This is a genomic window from Exiguobacterium sp. USCH10, assembly GCF_037619445.1.
Classification (GTDB): domain Bacteria; phylum Bacillota; class Bacilli; order Exiguobacteriales; family Exiguobacteriaceae; genus Exiguobacterium; species Exiguobacterium aestuarii_A.
On the sequence record NZ_JAQPZO010000001.1, the window covers coordinates 826,410 to 839,919 of the forward strand.

Consider the following 13,510-nt stretch of genomic DNA (forward strand, 5'->3'; position numbering starts at 1 on the left):
CTCATTCGGGTGGCTTTTCTTGTTTTTGTGCATAGTGTTTGTAGAATTGAATGAAATAGTAGAGGAAAATCCACGGCAAGATGTATTGCGTAAGCCACGTAATGACACGCATCAATTGCCAAATTGGATTATTCAATACAAAACCTGATAAGAAAATGACGACACAAAATCCAAGGACGAACCCTATGTACTTCTTTTTACCCAACTCATCCACCCCCTTATTTCCCCAGTTCAGTGTAACACAAAGAGCCTGCCGCAACCGGACAGGCTCTACTCACATTTGACGAAGTCGGGAAATCCGCTCGACTGGATCGGGGTGTGTCGAGAACAGTCCGCTCACTTTCTTCTTAAGTGGATCGGAGAAGTACAGTGGGGCCGAGGCACTCGAGGCTTGCCCGACCGGCGTTTCGACATTGGCAATCTTCTCAAGCGCTGAAGCGAGAGCATCCGGGTTTCGGGTCAGTTCCGCTCCACTCGCATCTGCTAGAAACTCGCGATTACGTGAGATCGCCATATTGATCAGCATCGCGATGAGCGGAGCCAACACTAATAAAACAAGTCCAATGATGAGGAAGATGGGATTCTGATTTTGGTCACGTCGTCCCCCACTGATGCTTCGGAAAAATAACATCCGTGAACCGATATCACTCATAATGGCGATGACCGAAACGAGTGCGAGTGTGACCGTCGAGAGTCGCACGTCATAGTTTTTAATGTGTGCGACCTCATGCGCAATCACACCTTCCACTTCTTCGCGAGACAATCGTTCTAGTAATCCCGTCGTAACGGCGACAGCCGCCTTTTCCGGCTTCAGACCTGTCGCAAATGCGTTCGGTGACGAATCGTTAATGATAAAGATGCGGGGCATCGGTACGCGCGCGACCATCGCCATATTTTCGACCGTGTGCCATAAAAAGCGGTGTTCTTCGACCGATGTCACCTCTTGCGCCCGATTCATCTTCATGACGATATTCGTGCTCGACATGATGACGATGCCGACATAAAACAAGGAGAACACTGGTGTGAAAATCAAACCTGGGATTGCGTCTCCATAGTTCACATAGGAAATGGCCGCTCCGACGAGAAGGACAAACAACACAAACCCTGTGACGATGAAAACCGTCTTCACTTTATTCTTTCGAATCTGTTCATAGAGGAGCATACTTGCCACCTCGATTCATCAAAACGAGACGCGAACGTTCTCGCGCTCTTCGGCACGCGCCTCAAGCATATCGCGCTTTTCAAAATGGTGCACAGAGGCAATGATGTTCGTCGGTACCGATTCAATTTTTGTGTTGTACTTCATGACCGTATTGTTATAAAGCTGACGAGAATACGCGACCTTGTTTTCCGTCTGCGTCAATTCTTCTTGCAACATCTTGAAGTTCTCGTTCGCCTTCAAATCCGGATATGCTTCACGAAGCGCGAATAGATTTTTCAGCGCCCCGCTCAGTTGGTCGTTCACCGCCATCTGATCTTGGCGATTCGACTTCTCCCCAAGCTGATTTCTCAGTTCGACGACCTTCGCGAGCGTCTCCTGCTCGTGTTTCGCATAACCTTTCACCGTCTCGACCAAATTCGGAATCAGATCATACCGCCGCTTTAACTGTACATCGATTTGAGCCCACGCCTCATCGACCCAGTTTCGATATTTGACGAGCCCGTTGTACATCGAAAAATAGATGAGTACGAGCACGACAACCGCTACAATCGCAATAATCCACCCCATGTTGGCACCTCATTTCTTCATTTTCTCCTGTATTAATTCCCTTTACTCGTATAAGATAAGCTTAACTTTCATAAAAATTAGCAAATGGTTGCAATTCTTAATGCGTTGATCACAAAGGAGTGTACGCAATGGTTGTCACGAATGCCGAAGTACGTTTGACCGAATTGTTCGAAGAGATGGTGTCACTAAGACGCCATTTTCACCAATATCCAGAGCTATCTTTTCAAGAAGTTGAAACGCCGAAGATGATCGCCTCTTATCTCCGCGAACTTGGGATTGAAGTACGTGAACACGTTGGCGGTAATGGAGTCGTCGGTCGAATCAAAGGCGGAGATGGCCCGACCATCGCGTTACGGGCCGATTTTGACGCGCTTCCCATCCAAGATGTGAAAGACGTCCCGTATCGTTCAAAAGTAAATGGGGTCATGCATGCTTGTGGACACGATGCCCATACAGCGACGCTTTTGGTTCTAGCGAAAGTATTGACCGAACTGGACCTTCCGGGAGACGTTGTGCTGATTCACCAGTTCGCCGAAGAATTGGCTCCCGGTGGCGCTAAACCGATGATTGAGGACGGCTGTCTCGACAATGTGGATTATATTTATGGTGCGCACATCTGGACACCCCTCCCATTCGGAACAGTCGGCGTCAAAACAGGTCCCGTCATGGCGGCAGCCGATCGCTTTGAATTGACCATCACAGGAAAAGGTGGTCATGGTGCGATTCCGCAACATACGGTCGATGCCCTCATGGTCGCCGTGAATGTGGCGAACCATCTCCAACAAGTGGTCAGTCGACGCATCGACCCGCTGGAACCTGCCGTTTTGACCATCGGGACTCTCCATTCCGGACAAGCGTTCAATGTGATTGCCGAAGAGGCCAAGTTGTCTGGAACCGTGCGTACGTTCACTTCAGAGACGCAAGAAAAAATCATCACGGATATGGAACGTATGATTCGTTCTGTCTGCGCTGCGAGCGATGCCGAGTACGCGCTTGACTATATAAAAGGTTATCCAGCCGTCGTCAATCATGTAAGAGAAACAGAATTCGTCCGCCAAAGTGCGAAAGAAACCGTCGGCGAAGACGGTGTAATCGAGATGGCACCACTCATGGTCGGAGAAGACTTCGCTTACTATTTAGAACAAGTACCAGGCAGCTTCTTTTTCACAGGCGCTGGAAACCCTGAACTCTCAGCGATTTTCCCTCACCACCATCCTCGTTTCGATGTGGATGAACGAGCGATGCTCCACACGGCTCACATTTTGCTAGGCGCTTTACAACGAACATGGATGACACATGAAAAAGAGGATTGATGCAATCGCATCAATCCTCAAGTTGTTGACGAACCAGATTCGTTGCACGACCTGATTCGTTTTCTTTATTTTCTAATTAGAAAAGTCAATCAACCAAAAGATGGAAAATGTTAAAAACATCAAACATCTCTTTTTTATTTCTATGTAACTTTCTGAATAAATTTACTTGATGTATTGAGAGTGAAACGAACGCGTCATTGTAATATCCCGAGAGAACAGAGTTCCAATCCCCTTAACAAACACAACCCATGAAAAAGTCCCATGTCCATAAGCCTTTCCACTCTTTTTTGTAGAGCTCAATGTAGCGTATGCTTGGTTTTGCTTCCAGTGGAAACCAAGAGTTACTCCAGTGTGAGATGTCCACACTTTTGTTTTGGTAATTAGTCCGTTAGACCCTTTAGTAGCCGTGACATACAAGTTTAATTTAGATGCACCATGCCATTGGCTCTTTGAAAATGTAGTAGTTGCTGCATTGACAGTCTGTGGATTAAATAAATCTAATAAGTTATTGTTTGATTTATTATCAAGAGATACCTCTAAAGGCGATTGAGCTTCAGCAATAAACTGTTCAAACTCTTCGATCGAATCAAAATTCATAACGATTGTATCTGCTGAAATTTCTTCTTCACTGATTGGTTGTAGGTTATTTGAAGATAAAATTGATTGAATTTCTTTTTCTTCAGATAAAGTCTTTGAAGTGGCTATTGCTTCTTGCGCCTCAATAAATTCATATTCGGCAGACGTCATATGATCTAGAACTTCTTTAGGCTCGCTTTCAGCTTTTGGTAATACTGTTCCTCCAAACATTAAAGTTGTTGCTAGAACAGTCGATAGAATTACTTTATTTAGCTTCAATTTTACGTTCTCCTTTTTTTCTGAAAATAATTTTATAAACGAAAAATACAATTGTAGCAGCAGCAGCAACATTAATTGTTTGCCAAATTATATCTAGCATTAATTCCCCTCCTCGCTTCCCTTTCACTATTGTATATCTTATCAATTATTTACCTTTTTTAAAATACTTTTTTGGAATTTTTTGTTTTTGACCATCTCATGAAAAAAAAGACACCCTTCGATAGGGCGTCTTTTTGCTCTAGTATGTCTTTCTCAACGTAATCATCGGCATATTAAATCCATCTTTCAGCTTTAGGATTAGCAATTCGCATCAATCCTCTTCTTTGACTGGTTCTGTTAATTCAGACACGAGCACTTGGTCGACACGTTTGCCGTCCATATCCACGACTTCGAAACGAAGGCCATACGCTTCGACCACGTCCCCCCGCTTCGGAAAATCACCTAATGCGTAAATAACGAGTCCGGCGAGCGTATGATACGAGTTGCGTCCCTCATCGAAGCGATCGTCCCGAATCTCGAACGTTCGTTTCAAGTCCTCGATTCCGAGTAACCCGTCCGCTAAATACGATCCATCCTCACGACGAACCACTTCCGGTGTATCTTCTTCAATCATCACTTCTCCGACGATTTCTTCTAAAATGTCGAACAATGTGACCATCCCGAGGAATCCACCGTATTCATCTAAGACGAATGCGATCTCGACACCATTTTTCTGCATCATCTGAAGCACTTGACTCGCTTCACGTTGCTTTGGCACGATCAGCGGTTGCTTGATGCGTTTTAAAATTTGTGACGGTTCACGCAATGTCGGTAACGTCAAGATGTCACGTACGTCGATGTACCCGACAAAGTCATCAAGCGAGTCGCGTCCGACCGGTAACTTGTTATGTTTACTTTCATAAATCGATTTCTTCATATCGTCCATGTCATCTTCTAAGTCGACCCATTCGAGCGTCGTCCGTGGTTGCATGAGCTCATAAATCAATTGATCATGAAACGCAAAGACCCGTTCGACTTGCCGAACTTCTTCATGGGCGAACTGTCCTTGTTGAGCGCCTTCAAACAAGAGTTGTTTGATCTCGAGTTCAGTTTCCCCACTCGTCTGTTCCGCCTTCAACCCTAACAATTTGAATAAGAAGAGTGTCGACTTCGATAAAATCCAAATGAATGGTTTCATCACCTTGCTGAATAGATCGAGCGAAGGAATGATCGCCATCGTGACTTTCTCAGGCGAGACGAGCGCAATCCGTTTCGGGACCAATTCACCAATGATGAGCGACAGATACGTAATAATCGTAACGACGGCCACATAAGCAACGGTTCCGGCATACTGCGTACTCATTCCGGCTTGTTCAAATGCCGATGCGAGCGGTGCCGAGAAGCGTGCGCCCCCGTATGCCCCGTTAATAATCCCAATCAATGTGATTCCGACTTGAACGGTCGACAACAAATCTGTCGGGTCTTTCGAATAATGAAGCGCAATCTTGGCACTTCGTTTCCCTCGATTTGCTTCAACCTCAAGTTTTGCAGGCTTCGATGAGATGAGCGCAATTTCTGTCATCGCAAAAATCCCGTTCAACACAATCAAAAACAAAACAATCAACAAATCAATCACTATGGAAGAATCCACTTTTTTCATCACCTCAGCTATTTTTAAAACCATACCGTTTCATTTTATCAAAAAATCGTTACCAACCTGTACCCGTTTTGCTCGAAAAAATAGCCACTCCTTATGAAGTGGCTTCGTTGACGGCTTGTTTGGCGACGGCTGCGGTCTGAGACTGTTTAAAGAGAATAACTCCGACGAGCAGGACCGTAAGCCCAACGACTTGTCCAGCCGATAACGTGATTTGAGGCATCCCGAAGGCGCCATACAAATCGACGAGTAGCGCCCAAATGAGTTGTGACACGAGAATAAGTGACACGGACAAAGTCGGTCCAAGCAACTGGATGCTCCGCATGACACAATACACGACACCGACCCCAAGTAACCCACCAAGCCAATAGATGGGTGACACATCACGTAATCCGGAAAGATTGCCTCCGAATAACAGTAACGGAATGATGGATCCGATTAATCCAACGATAAAAACCAACACTGTCGTCGCCCAGGCTCCTAAATTTGTATTCATTTTTGCATTGACTGCCGCCTGGACACTAATGAATGCTCCAGCCACTGCTGAACAGATGATTCCAAAAATCATATAACCTCTCCTTACTCATAAAACATGCCGTTCGCACGTTCCTTCAATCGCTCACTATTTAATATGACAACTTCTTTTCTCGTTCGCGTGACCAATCCTTCATCGACGAACGCCTGCAACGTCCGATTCAAATGACGATAACTCGTCCCAAGCCATTCGGCGACTTCTTTACGCTTCAGTTGACTCATTTCAGCTTGAAACAGCTCGTTACCCGATTCACTAAGAGAGATCAAATAGCCCGCCAACCGTTCTTCAAGTGTCGACATGAGATGGTTGGATGAGGCGTTCGCCTCGATGAACAGCTTTTCGGACACCCCACGCAATAGATGTTCCGTGAATTCGATCGTACGATTATGACGACGAAGTGCCTCGAACGGAATCCGTAAGCAGGTTACCGAACCAACCGCCTCGACAGTATGCAATACGTTACGACCACTCGCATATTCGATGTCTCCAATGAGCGTCGGCGCAGCTTTCAAACGAAGCAAGCGCAACTTCCCTTCTTCACTGAGTGTATAGATTTTGACACGTCCTTCGAGCACGACGAACAAGGATTCAATGTGTTGATTGTTCGAACAAAGCATTGTACCGGATTCATAAGTGACTAAAGAAGAAGCTTCAAGCGTTTCGTTAGAAAAAAGGTGATTCCACTGCAATCTTGTCAGTGCATCCATCATATTCATCATGAGAATTGAACTCCTTACGCGAATGTATAGATTCCGATCCCGACGACCATCAAGACGAGTCCCATGACCTGTCCCGTATTCATCGGCTTCCGTTTGACACCAAACCAACCGTTCAAATCGATGATAAAGGCGCCTAGCAATTGTGCCACAAGCAGGACACAGATTGCCCACGTCACACCAAGTTGTTGAATCGCTGTCAGTTCGCCGAAGACGACGAATACACCGAATAGTCCACCTAGACTATAATACCAAGGGACACGTTTGAAAGCTGTCATGTCTGCATCTCGTTTGAAAAAGTAAATGACGAGCGCTAACAGAAGTCCGACAAAATGGACGATTGTGACAGACATCCACGCCCCTACCGCATCTCCTAGTTTGGCATTAAAAATTCCTTGTAAAGCAATAAACGTACCAGATAGTATGGCAAATATAATTCCCATGTCATTCCCCTCTCTCTTCGTCTGACTGTACAAAAAGAATGACCACTTGAATAGGACATATGTCCAAAAATAAAAAGCAACTTCGAATAACCGAAGTTGCTTTATCTATTTATCCTAGCAATTTGACAAGTTCTTTTCCGACTGCTTCAGAAGACTGAGGGTTTTGACCTGTGACGAGTCGCTCGTCGACTGCCACATTCACTGCCCAGTTGTCGGCTCCTTTGAACTGTCCGCCTTGATTGCGTAGTCCCGTCTCAAGTAAGAATGGTACAGCAGAATCGAGTTGCATTTCTTTTTCTTCTGCGTCCGTGAATCCTGTCACTTGTTTATCTTTGACGAGTGGTTCATCGTTGCTCAGTTTCACATTGACCAATCCAACTGGTCCGTGGCAAACGGCACCGACAATATTTCCACTCTCATAAACGTTACGAATAACGCGTTGTAGCGTTTCATTTTCTGGGAAATCGACGACTGTCCCATGACCACCTGGCAAATAAATTGCGTCATACGACTCGTCTGCGACTTGATCAAGTCGCGCTGTGTCTTTGAGCAACTCGCGTGTATTTAGAATGTCTTCTGACAAGCCATCTTCTAAACTATTTGCATCGATTGGCACGTCTCCACCTTCGATACTCGCGACCGTCACTTTGTATCCTTCTTTTTCAAATAACAAGTAAGGCACGGCAAACTCTTCAAGCCAAAGTCCCGTTGCGTGGCCATTTGATAATTGATTCGCTGACGTCGTGACAATCAGTACATGTTTCGACATACTCAATTCCTCCTTCAATAATGAACATACGACACTATTGTTCCCGATTCATCATCCGTTAAACCTTATGAACTGCCTCACCGTCATCAGGTAGTTCTTTTTTTGACCTGGTGATTTATTCGTCCTGCCTTTTTTCCACATCCTTTTATACTGTAGATGAATCGACACTTAGACCTATGAAGGGGATATCTCGTATGACGAAACGAATGAATGACTGGGGGTTTCTCATTGTTGTCGCCATCATCATCTTGTTGCTTGTGCTCGGTCAGTTGCCAATCTTCATGTAATCTTCACGGTATTCCTTCACAAACTGTAGTATGATGTCGTTGTAAGCACTTACACTAAACCCGATATGAAAGGATGAAGTTTACTATGTCAGAACGTATTTTCATCAGTCCGGCTAAGTATGTGCAAGGGAAACAAACGATTGATCGCATCGGAGAGTATGTCGCTCACTTCGGTTCAAACGCTTTACTCATCGCGGATGACGTCGTCTGGGAATTGGTCGGTTCGCGTGTGACACATTCACTGCAGGCGAGCAATATTGAAGCGACGAAAGCAGATTTTGTCGGAGAAGCATCAAAGCATGAGATCACTCGAATCGCCACAGATGCCAAAGAAAGTGGCACAGCGTTCGTGATTGGTCTCGGTGGCGGTAAGACGCTTGATACAGCAAAAGCGGTCGCAGATGAATTGGATGCGCGCATCGTCATTGTACCGACGATCGCCTCGACAGATGCACCGACGAGCGCACTTTCAGTCATTTACACAGATGAAGGCAATTTCGAAAGTTATCGTTTTTATAAAAAGAATCCAGATCTCGTTCTGGTGGACACCGAGTTGATTGCACAGGCACCGCCACGCTTCCTTGCATCAGGCATTGCCGACGCTTTGGCGACGTGGGTTGAAGTCCGAAGTGTCCTTTCATTTGGAGGAAAGACGATGGCCGGTGGTGTCCCGACGCTTGCGGCGGAAGCAATCGCCGAACGTTGTGAAGAAGTATTATTCACGTATGGTATTCAAGCGTATGAAGCCGTCAAAGCAAAAGTCGTCACACCTGCGCTCGAAGCCATCGTTGAAGCCAACACCCTATTGAGCGGTCTCGGCTTTGAAAGTGGTGGTTTGGCTGCAGCCCATGCCATTCACAATGGATTTACCGCGTTAGAAGGGGACATCCACCATTTGACGCACGGTGAAAAAGTTGCATTTGGAACACTTGTGCAACTCGCACTCGAAGGACGTCCTCAAGAAGAATTCGAGCAGTACGTTGCCTTTTATATGGCACTCGACTTGCCGGTCACACTCGAAGATATCAAATTGAAAGATGCATCTCGAGAAGATATCTTGAAAGTCGGAAAAGCCGCCACGGCAGAAGGCGAAACGATTCATAGCGGTTTTGATGTCACGCCAGAAGAAGTTGCAGACGCCATCATCGCAGCCGATCGATATGCCCGTCTTTATCAAGAACGGTTATAAAAATAGCGAGAGGAAGCTCACACGGCTTCTTCTCGCTGTTTTTTGGTCGGGATGAACGAAAGGACAATCCCAACCCCCATACAACTGACTGTCAGGAAAAAGAAAGTCAGCTGGTTCATATAAATGATATTCGTGAACTGGTTCCACCCTTCGGCGAAAGACTCATTCGTAGATAAACGAATCCCTTCCCGAAGAGACGTCGCTTGCGATTGATTGGTCACCCAGGCAATCCCGGCCATGATGAGACTACCCAAACCTAACACGATTCTCCCCATCGGTCGCACGGATGCCGTGACTCGACGTGTCATACGAACCGTAATCCAAATGAACAATAACAGAAACGGCCATCCAATCAAGAGCACAATCCAGTATATATTCCCTTCACTCGGTGTTTCCGAATACGGGGTTGTCATTACTTCACCAAGCTTAAAGATTACAAACGCGATCAACGTCACGATAAACCATGCTTTTATTAACTTCTCCATCTCAACACCTCGTCCTTAGTATAGCAAAAACACCGTATGCGTCTGCATACAGTGTTTAGTCTTTCGGGCGGACGACGTAGTAAATCAAAATGACGAGCCACGTCCACACTCCTGTAAAAATTCCGATAATCCCGACGATGAAGAATCCGAGCGGAATCATCGATTTCGTTCGATTGTAGTCCTTCCACATATTCGATAGCCCTTTAATATTAAAGTATAAAAAGGCAAAGAACAGGACGAGCAACAACAGTGGTAATCCAAATAAGACTTCCATTCGCTCACTCCTTTCTACGATCTCATTCGTTATGTTTATTGTATCTGTTTTGGTGCCTCGCTTCATCGGACCCAAGCTGTATCCTCATCCGACCTAAGGATGGATAAAAGATGCTCAGTCCATCAAGAAAGCGGGAAAAGGAACATCATCTAACCCACGAGGAGGCGTTTTGCCATGAAGTCCCTGCGTATCTTGATTATTTGTCTGCTCTTGTTGCAAGCTTCGCCGGTGACAGCGGCATCATCGTCCCCACAACCAGGTTACACCATCAAAACAACCTACCTATACGGTCGTGCGATGCAATCTTCTGCTGTATTGAAGACGTTACGAACGAATGTCCCTGTCCGTTACACCACGTATAACCGAAGTTGGTCCAATGTCTATATCGGGAGTACAAAGTACTTCACTCCGACCGCGAACCTGAAAGCCGGTATCCCGAAAATGCCAACGGCCGATCGGTTACGACTCGTCAATAAAACTTATGGGCTCCCGTCCACTTATCGTTCCCCTCAACTTGTGACCTTAACCGTCCCAACTGTTTATCAAAAAGGGAGCGAACGAACACTGATGACAGCGGAAGCCGCTTACGCACTAGCGAAACTGTATTACGCAGGTCGAAAGCAAGGTCATACGTTATACGCACTGAGCGCCTATCGCTCCTATTCGACTCAAAAATCCCTATATGCCTACTGGGTCAATACGCGCGGGGTCGCATACGCTTCAAAATATGTCGCCCGTCCCGGACACAGTGAGCATCAAACCGGTCTAGCGGTGGATATGACGAGTCAACGTATGCGTCTAGGGTTATACGCCTCCTTTGACCAATCGCCTGAAGGAAAGTGGATGATTCAAAACGCCCATCGTTACGGCTTTATCGTCCGTTATCCGAAAGGAAAAGAAAAAATCACCGGATATAATTATGAACCATGGCACTTGCGCTATGTCGGGGTAACCGAAGCGACGATGATGAAGCAGAAGAACTGGGCGTTTGAAGAATGGTGGGGCAAACGTTGAGTGAGCATCCTTTTTTAGACATTTCCCTGTTCACGGTATAATGGAATCATCTTATTCGTATAGGGGGACATGCGGGATGTGGATTGTTATGAATAAACTAGACGTTGAAAAAGGAAAAGTCGATGCGGTCAAATCGCGTTTCGAGACGACAAAAGGAATCGAAGCGATGGATGGCTTTGTCCGGATGCAAGTGTTGACAGATACGTCCGATGCAGCAATGGACCATGTGGTCATCATGACCACATGGCGGGATGCGGCAAGCTTTGAAAATTGGCGCGACAGCAATGCCTACAAGCACGCCCATAAGAAACGAGATGACGGGACGTCGGAAGTAAAACCGATCGTCCTCGGCAACACCGTGACCCAATATGAGGTCGCGATTGAACACCTCGCCTCAACGGAGCGCGTTTAATAAATCTTGAGGACGGATGATTCCAAGTAGCGTTTCATCTGGACTACCAGTCTCCGTAATCAGGAGGGCGTCGTATCGTGCGCCCTCTTTCATTTGCGTGAAGCAGTGTTGTGCTTCGATGACTGTCGCATCTTTTCGAATAAATCGATACCGATGCATATGCGGATCATGATGGAGAACATGCTTCACGCGAACTCCTTTGAGTGATAAGTTGGTTCCGTCGATCGTCTCGGCCAACCAACTGGTCACTCCTTTTTTCGTCAGAAGACCACGCCAAGAGCCGTTGTCGTGATACACAGGAAACTGCGAGTAGTTTTTATCGCGAATCTCTCGGAGCACCTCTGTCAAAAAATCTTCGGACTGAAACGTCACCACTGATTTCGCAAACAATGGGATGACGAGACGTGGATGAAGCAGTTCACGCTCCACCTCTAAAATCAATTCAACGAGCGACTCGTGGGGTTCCGCGATAATGAAATCAGGTTCACGACGCTCATGAACGATGGCATTTCGCAGTTGACTCATTTGATGTAAATCTTCTTTATACCGATCGATGATTGGATTTTGTTTCGCTAACCGATTCACCATATTGCTAAAACTAAAATGCTGTCCGTCTCCCATCTCTCGACTCAAGTAGTCCTCGATTCGATGGTAGGATGCCAAAAATTCTTCAGCACGACTCATGTGACCACCCTCCTTAACGATACATGTATACCCTCTTTTTCATCGTTTCAGCAGGAAACCGTCCATTCATCCCGAATGACATAGAAATCATCTTGATCATCAAGGAGGGCTGTCATGGCGACTTCAGTTCAATCCACATCCCCATCTTCACAACAGTCGACATTTCGCGCGGGACTGCGAGCAGGTATTCCCGTCGCCATTGGATATATCCCGATTGCCATCGCCTTCGGTCTTTTGGCAAAATCGTTTGATCTGCCAAACGTGATCACGTTGTCCATGTCGTTTTTTATCTTTGCAGGAGCGAGTCAGTTCATCACCGTGCAATTGCTGATGACCGGTTCGATGTATTGGGAAATCATTCTGACGACGTTCATTCTAAACTCTCGTCATTTTTTAATGTCCGCCTCGTTGTCGCAACGAATCGATACAACGTCTCGCAAGCTTTTAGCAGCCATTGCGTTCGGTGTCACCGATGAAACATTCAGTATCGCATCCACCCGAAAAGAGGCACGTTCTGGTCTGTTCGTTCTCGGATTGAATACGATTGCCTTTCTCGCTTGGAACATCGGTACTTGGATTGGTGTCTTTCTCGCTTTCGGTCTTCCCGGCACGTTACAAGCGAGCATGGGCATTGCGCTATATGCGATGTTCATCGGGTTACTCGTCCCGTCCTTGACGAATCGCCCCGTCTTCGTTGTTGCGAGTTTCGCCATCGTCATGCAAGCGGTGCTTCATTGGATGATCACGCCGTTCTTTCCGATTTCAGATGGAATTCGGATCATCATCGCGACTGTCGTCGCAGCCGGAATCGGTGCTTTTCTATTTAAGGAGGGTGAGGTCTCATGATGTCCTTATTTTTGCTCGTCCTAGGGTTGGCGCTCGTCACGTATCTTCCTCGCCTCGTCCCGCTACTCTGGTTAAAGGAATTGGCGTTACCGGCATATATGAAACGATTTCTTTCCTTCATCCCGTATGCGGTATTGGCTAGTTTGATTTTTCCGGGAGTCTTGTCTTCGACGACCACTACGACGTCCGCTTTGTTCGGAGGAGTGGTTGCTACGACGCTTGCGCTACTCCGCGTCAATCTCGTCGTTGTCGTTATCGGAGCCGTATTCGGTGTGTACGCATTCCAAACTCTATTCTAAAAGGAGCCGCACACGAGGTGCCGC

The 13,510-nt window shown here is 46.4% G+C and carries 18 protein-coding genes; 6 read left to right on the forward strand and 12 right to left on the reverse strand.

The window, feature by feature from the left end:
• Position 1 precedes the first annotated feature (1 nt).
• From PQI28_RS04245 to PQI28_RS04255, 3 genes are all read right to left on the reverse strand, one after another.
• Positions 2-205, reverse strand: coding sequence for a hypothetical protein (locus PQI28_RS04245; RefSeq protein ID WP_339962608.1), 204 nt, complete (start codon positions 203-205; stop codon positions 2-4).
• A 69-nt stretch (positions 206-274) separates the two neighbouring features.
• A complete protein-coding gene (htpX, locus tag PQI28_RS04250; RefSeq protein ID WP_339962609.1) occupies positions 275-1,162 on the reverse strand; it encodes a zinc metalloprotease HtpX in 888 nt (295 codons plus the stop codon).
• Between the two features lie 18 nt (positions 1,163-1,180).
• Positions 1,181-1,729: a LemA family protein gene (locus PQI28_RS04255; RefSeq protein WP_015880351.1), complete on the reverse strand. Its 549-nt coding sequence runs from the start codon at positions 1,727-1,729 to the stop codon at positions 1,181-1,183.
• A gap of 128 nt (positions 1,730-1,857) precedes the next feature.
• On the opposite strand from PQI28_RS04255, the gene PQI28_RS04260 reads away from it, so the two are divergent.
• Positions 1,858-3,042: an amidohydrolase gene (locus PQI28_RS04260; RefSeq protein ID WP_339962610.1), complete on the forward strand. Its 1,185-nt coding sequence runs from the start codon at positions 1,858-1,860 to the stop codon at positions 3,040-3,042.
• 162 nt (positions 3,043-3,204) lie between these two features.
• Here PQI28_RS04260 and PQI28_RS04265 read toward each other — a convergent pair whose 3' ends face one another.
• The 6 genes from PQI28_RS04265 to PQI28_RS04290 form a co-directional block, all read right to left on the reverse strand.
• Positions 3,205-3,897, reverse strand: a complete 693-nt coding sequence (locus PQI28_RS04265; RefSeq protein ID WP_214695703.1) for a hypothetical protein — start codon at positions 3,895-3,897, stop codon at positions 3,205-3,207.
• Between the two features lie 310 nt (positions 3,898-4,207).
• Complete coding sequence (locus PQI28_RS04270) at positions 4,208-5,536, reverse strand: hemolysin family protein (protein WP_339962611.1); 1,329 nt, start codon at positions 5,534-5,536, stop codon at positions 4,208-4,210.
• Between the two features lie 91 nt (positions 5,537-5,627).
• The gene (locus PQI28_RS04275; RefSeq protein WP_214746702.1) at positions 5,628-6,101 is read right to left on the reverse strand and encodes a DMT family transporter; all 474 of its coding nucleotides are present in this window, start codon (positions 6,099-6,101) and stop codon (positions 5,628-5,630) included.
• 11 nt (positions 6,102-6,112) lie between these two features.
• The gene (locus PQI28_RS04280) at positions 6,113-6,787 is read right to left on the reverse strand and encodes a Crp/Fnr family transcriptional regulator (RefSeq protein ID WP_339962612.1); all 675 of its coding nucleotides are present in this window, start codon (positions 6,785-6,787) and stop codon (positions 6,113-6,115) included.
• Positions 6,788-6,801: 14 nt separating this feature from the next.
• Positions 6,802-7,227 carry a DMT family transporter gene (locus PQI28_RS04285; protein ID WP_214785523.1) on the reverse strand — a complete coding sequence of 142 codons (426 nt, stop codon included), beginning with the start codon at positions 7,225-7,227 and terminating at the stop codon, positions 6,802-6,804.
• A 109-nt stretch (positions 7,228-7,336) separates the two neighbouring features.
• Complete coding sequence (locus PQI28_RS04290) at positions 7,337-7,996, reverse strand: type 1 glutamine amidotransferase domain-containing protein (protein ID WP_214695688.1); 660 nt, start codon at positions 7,994-7,996, stop codon at positions 7,337-7,339.
• 372 nt (positions 7,997-8,368) lie between these two features.
• On the opposite strand from PQI28_RS04290, the gene PQI28_RS04295 reads away from it, so the two are divergent.
• Positions 8,369-9,472: a glycerol dehydrogenase gene (locus PQI28_RS04295; RefSeq protein WP_214746693.1), complete on the forward strand. Its 1,104-nt coding sequence runs from the start codon at positions 8,369-8,371 to the stop codon at positions 9,470-9,472.
• Between the two features lie 17 nt (positions 9,473-9,489).
• Here PQI28_RS04295 and PQI28_RS04300 read toward each other — a convergent pair whose 3' ends face one another.
• Together PQI28_RS04300 and PQI28_RS04305 are read right to left on the reverse strand one after the other, a co-directional pair.
• Positions 9,490-9,957 (reverse strand): hypothetical protein, encoded by a 468-nt coding sequence (locus tag PQI28_RS04300; protein ID WP_339962613.1) that lies wholly within the window; start codon positions 9,955-9,957, stop codon positions 9,490-9,492.
• A 55-nt stretch (positions 9,958-10,012) separates the two neighbouring features.
• Positions 10,013-10,231 carry a hypothetical protein gene (locus PQI28_RS04305; protein WP_074036747.1) on the reverse strand — a complete coding sequence of 73 codons (219 nt, stop codon included), beginning with the start codon at positions 10,229-10,231 and terminating at the stop codon, positions 10,013-10,015.
• Positions 10,232-10,405: 174 nt separating this feature from the next.
• Here PQI28_RS04305 and PQI28_RS04310 point away from each other — a divergent pair, with 174 nt between their 5' ends.
• Together PQI28_RS04310 and PQI28_RS04315 are read left to right on the forward strand one after the other, a co-directional pair.
• Positions 10,406-11,245, forward strand: a complete 840-nt coding sequence (locus PQI28_RS04310; protein WP_339962614.1) for a M15 family metallopeptidase — start codon at positions 10,406-10,408, stop codon at positions 11,243-11,245.
• A gap of 76 nt (positions 11,246-11,321) precedes the next feature.
• Positions 11,322-11,657, forward strand: a complete 336-nt coding sequence (locus tag PQI28_RS04315) for an antibiotic biosynthesis monooxygenase (protein ID WP_214785519.1) — start codon at positions 11,322-11,324, stop codon at positions 11,655-11,657.
• On the opposite strand, the gene PQI28_RS04320 is transcribed toward PQI28_RS04315, so the two are convergent.
• Positions 11,640-12,341 (reverse strand): CBS domain-containing protein, encoded by a 702-nt coding sequence (locus PQI28_RS04320; RefSeq protein ID WP_214785518.1) that lies wholly within the window; start codon positions 12,339-12,341, stop codon positions 11,640-11,642. The genes PQI28_RS04315 and PQI28_RS04320 overlap by 18 nt on opposite strands.
• A gap of 114 nt (positions 12,342-12,455) precedes the next feature.
• On the opposite strand from PQI28_RS04320, the gene PQI28_RS04325 reads away from it, so the two are divergent.
• Together PQI28_RS04325 and PQI28_RS04330 are read left to right on the forward strand one after the other, a co-directional pair.
• The gene (locus PQI28_RS04325) at positions 12,456-13,187 is read left to right on the forward strand and encodes an AzlC family ABC transporter permease (protein ID WP_214785517.1); all 732 of its coding nucleotides are present in this window, start codon (positions 12,456-12,458) and stop codon (positions 13,185-13,187) included.
• Positions 13,184-13,486, forward strand: a complete 303-nt coding sequence (locus PQI28_RS04330; protein ID WP_339962615.1) for an AzlD domain-containing protein — start codon at positions 13,184-13,186, stop codon at positions 13,484-13,486. Before PQI28_RS04325 ends, PQI28_RS04330 begins: the two co-directional genes overlap by 4 nt.
• The last annotated feature ends 24 nt before the right edge of the window (positions 13,487-13,510 follow it).

Bases quoted from the DNA above. Each gene is read 5' to 3' on its own strand.
- htpX (WP_339962609.1), bottom strand. From the start codon at position 1,162: ATGCTCCTCTATGAACAGATTCGAAAGAATAAAGTGAAGACGGTTTTC.
- PQI28_RS04255 (WP_015880351.1), bottom strand. From the start codon at position 1,729: ATGGGGTGGATTATTGCGATTGTAGCGGTTGTCGTGCTCGTACTCATC.
- PQI28_RS04260 (WP_339962610.1), top strand. From the start codon at position 1,858: ATGGTTGTCACGAATGCCGAAGTACGTTTGACCGAATTGTTCGAAGAG.
- PQI28_RS04270 (WP_339962611.1), bottom strand. From the start codon at position 5,536: ATGAAAAAAGTGGATTCTTCCATAGTGATTGATTTGTTGATTGTTTTG.
- PQI28_RS04275 (WP_214746702.1), bottom strand. From the start codon at position 6,101: ATGATTTTTGGAATCATCTGTTCAGCAGTGGCTGGAGCATTCATTAGT.
- PQI28_RS04280 (WP_339962612.1), bottom strand. From the start codon at position 6,787: ATGATGAATATGATGGATGCACTGACAAGATTGCAGTGGAATCACCTT.
- PQI28_RS04285 (WP_214785523.1), bottom strand. From the start codon at position 7,227: ATGGGAATTATATTTGCCATACTATCTGGTACGTTTATTGCTTTACAA.
- PQI28_RS04290 (WP_214695688.1), bottom strand. From the start codon at position 7,996: ATGTCGAAACATGTACTGATTGTCACGACGTCAGCGAATCAATTATCA.
- PQI28_RS04295 (WP_214746693.1), top strand. From the start codon at position 8,369: ATGTCAGAACGTATTTTCATCAGTCCGGCTAAGTATGTGCAAGGGAAA.
- PQI28_RS04300 (WP_339962613.1), bottom strand. From the start codon at position 9,957: ATGGAGAAGTTAATAAAAGCATGGTTTATCGTGACGTTGATCGCGTTT.
- PQI28_RS04305 (WP_074036747.1), bottom strand. From the start codon at position 10,231: ATGGAAGTCTTATTTGGATTACCACTGTTGTTGCTCGTCCTGTTCTTT.
- PQI28_RS04310 (WP_339962614.1), top strand. From the start codon at position 10,406: ATGAAGTCCCTGCGTATCTTGATTATTTGTCTGCTCTTGTTGCAAGCT.
- PQI28_RS04315 (WP_214785519.1), top strand. From the start codon at position 11,322: ATGTGGATTGTTATGAATAAACTAGACGTTGAAAAAGGAAAAGTCGAT.
- PQI28_RS04320 (WP_214785518.1), bottom strand. From the start codon at position 12,341: ATGAGTCGTGCTGAAGAATTTTTGGCATCCTACCATCGAATCGAGGAC.
- PQI28_RS04325 (WP_214785517.1), top strand. From the start codon at position 12,456: ATGGCGACTTCAGTTCAATCCACATCCCCATCTTCACAACAGTCGACA.
- PQI28_RS04330 (WP_339962615.1), top strand. From the start codon at position 13,184: ATGATGTCCTTATTTTTGCTCGTCCTAGGGTTGGCGCTCGTCACGTAT.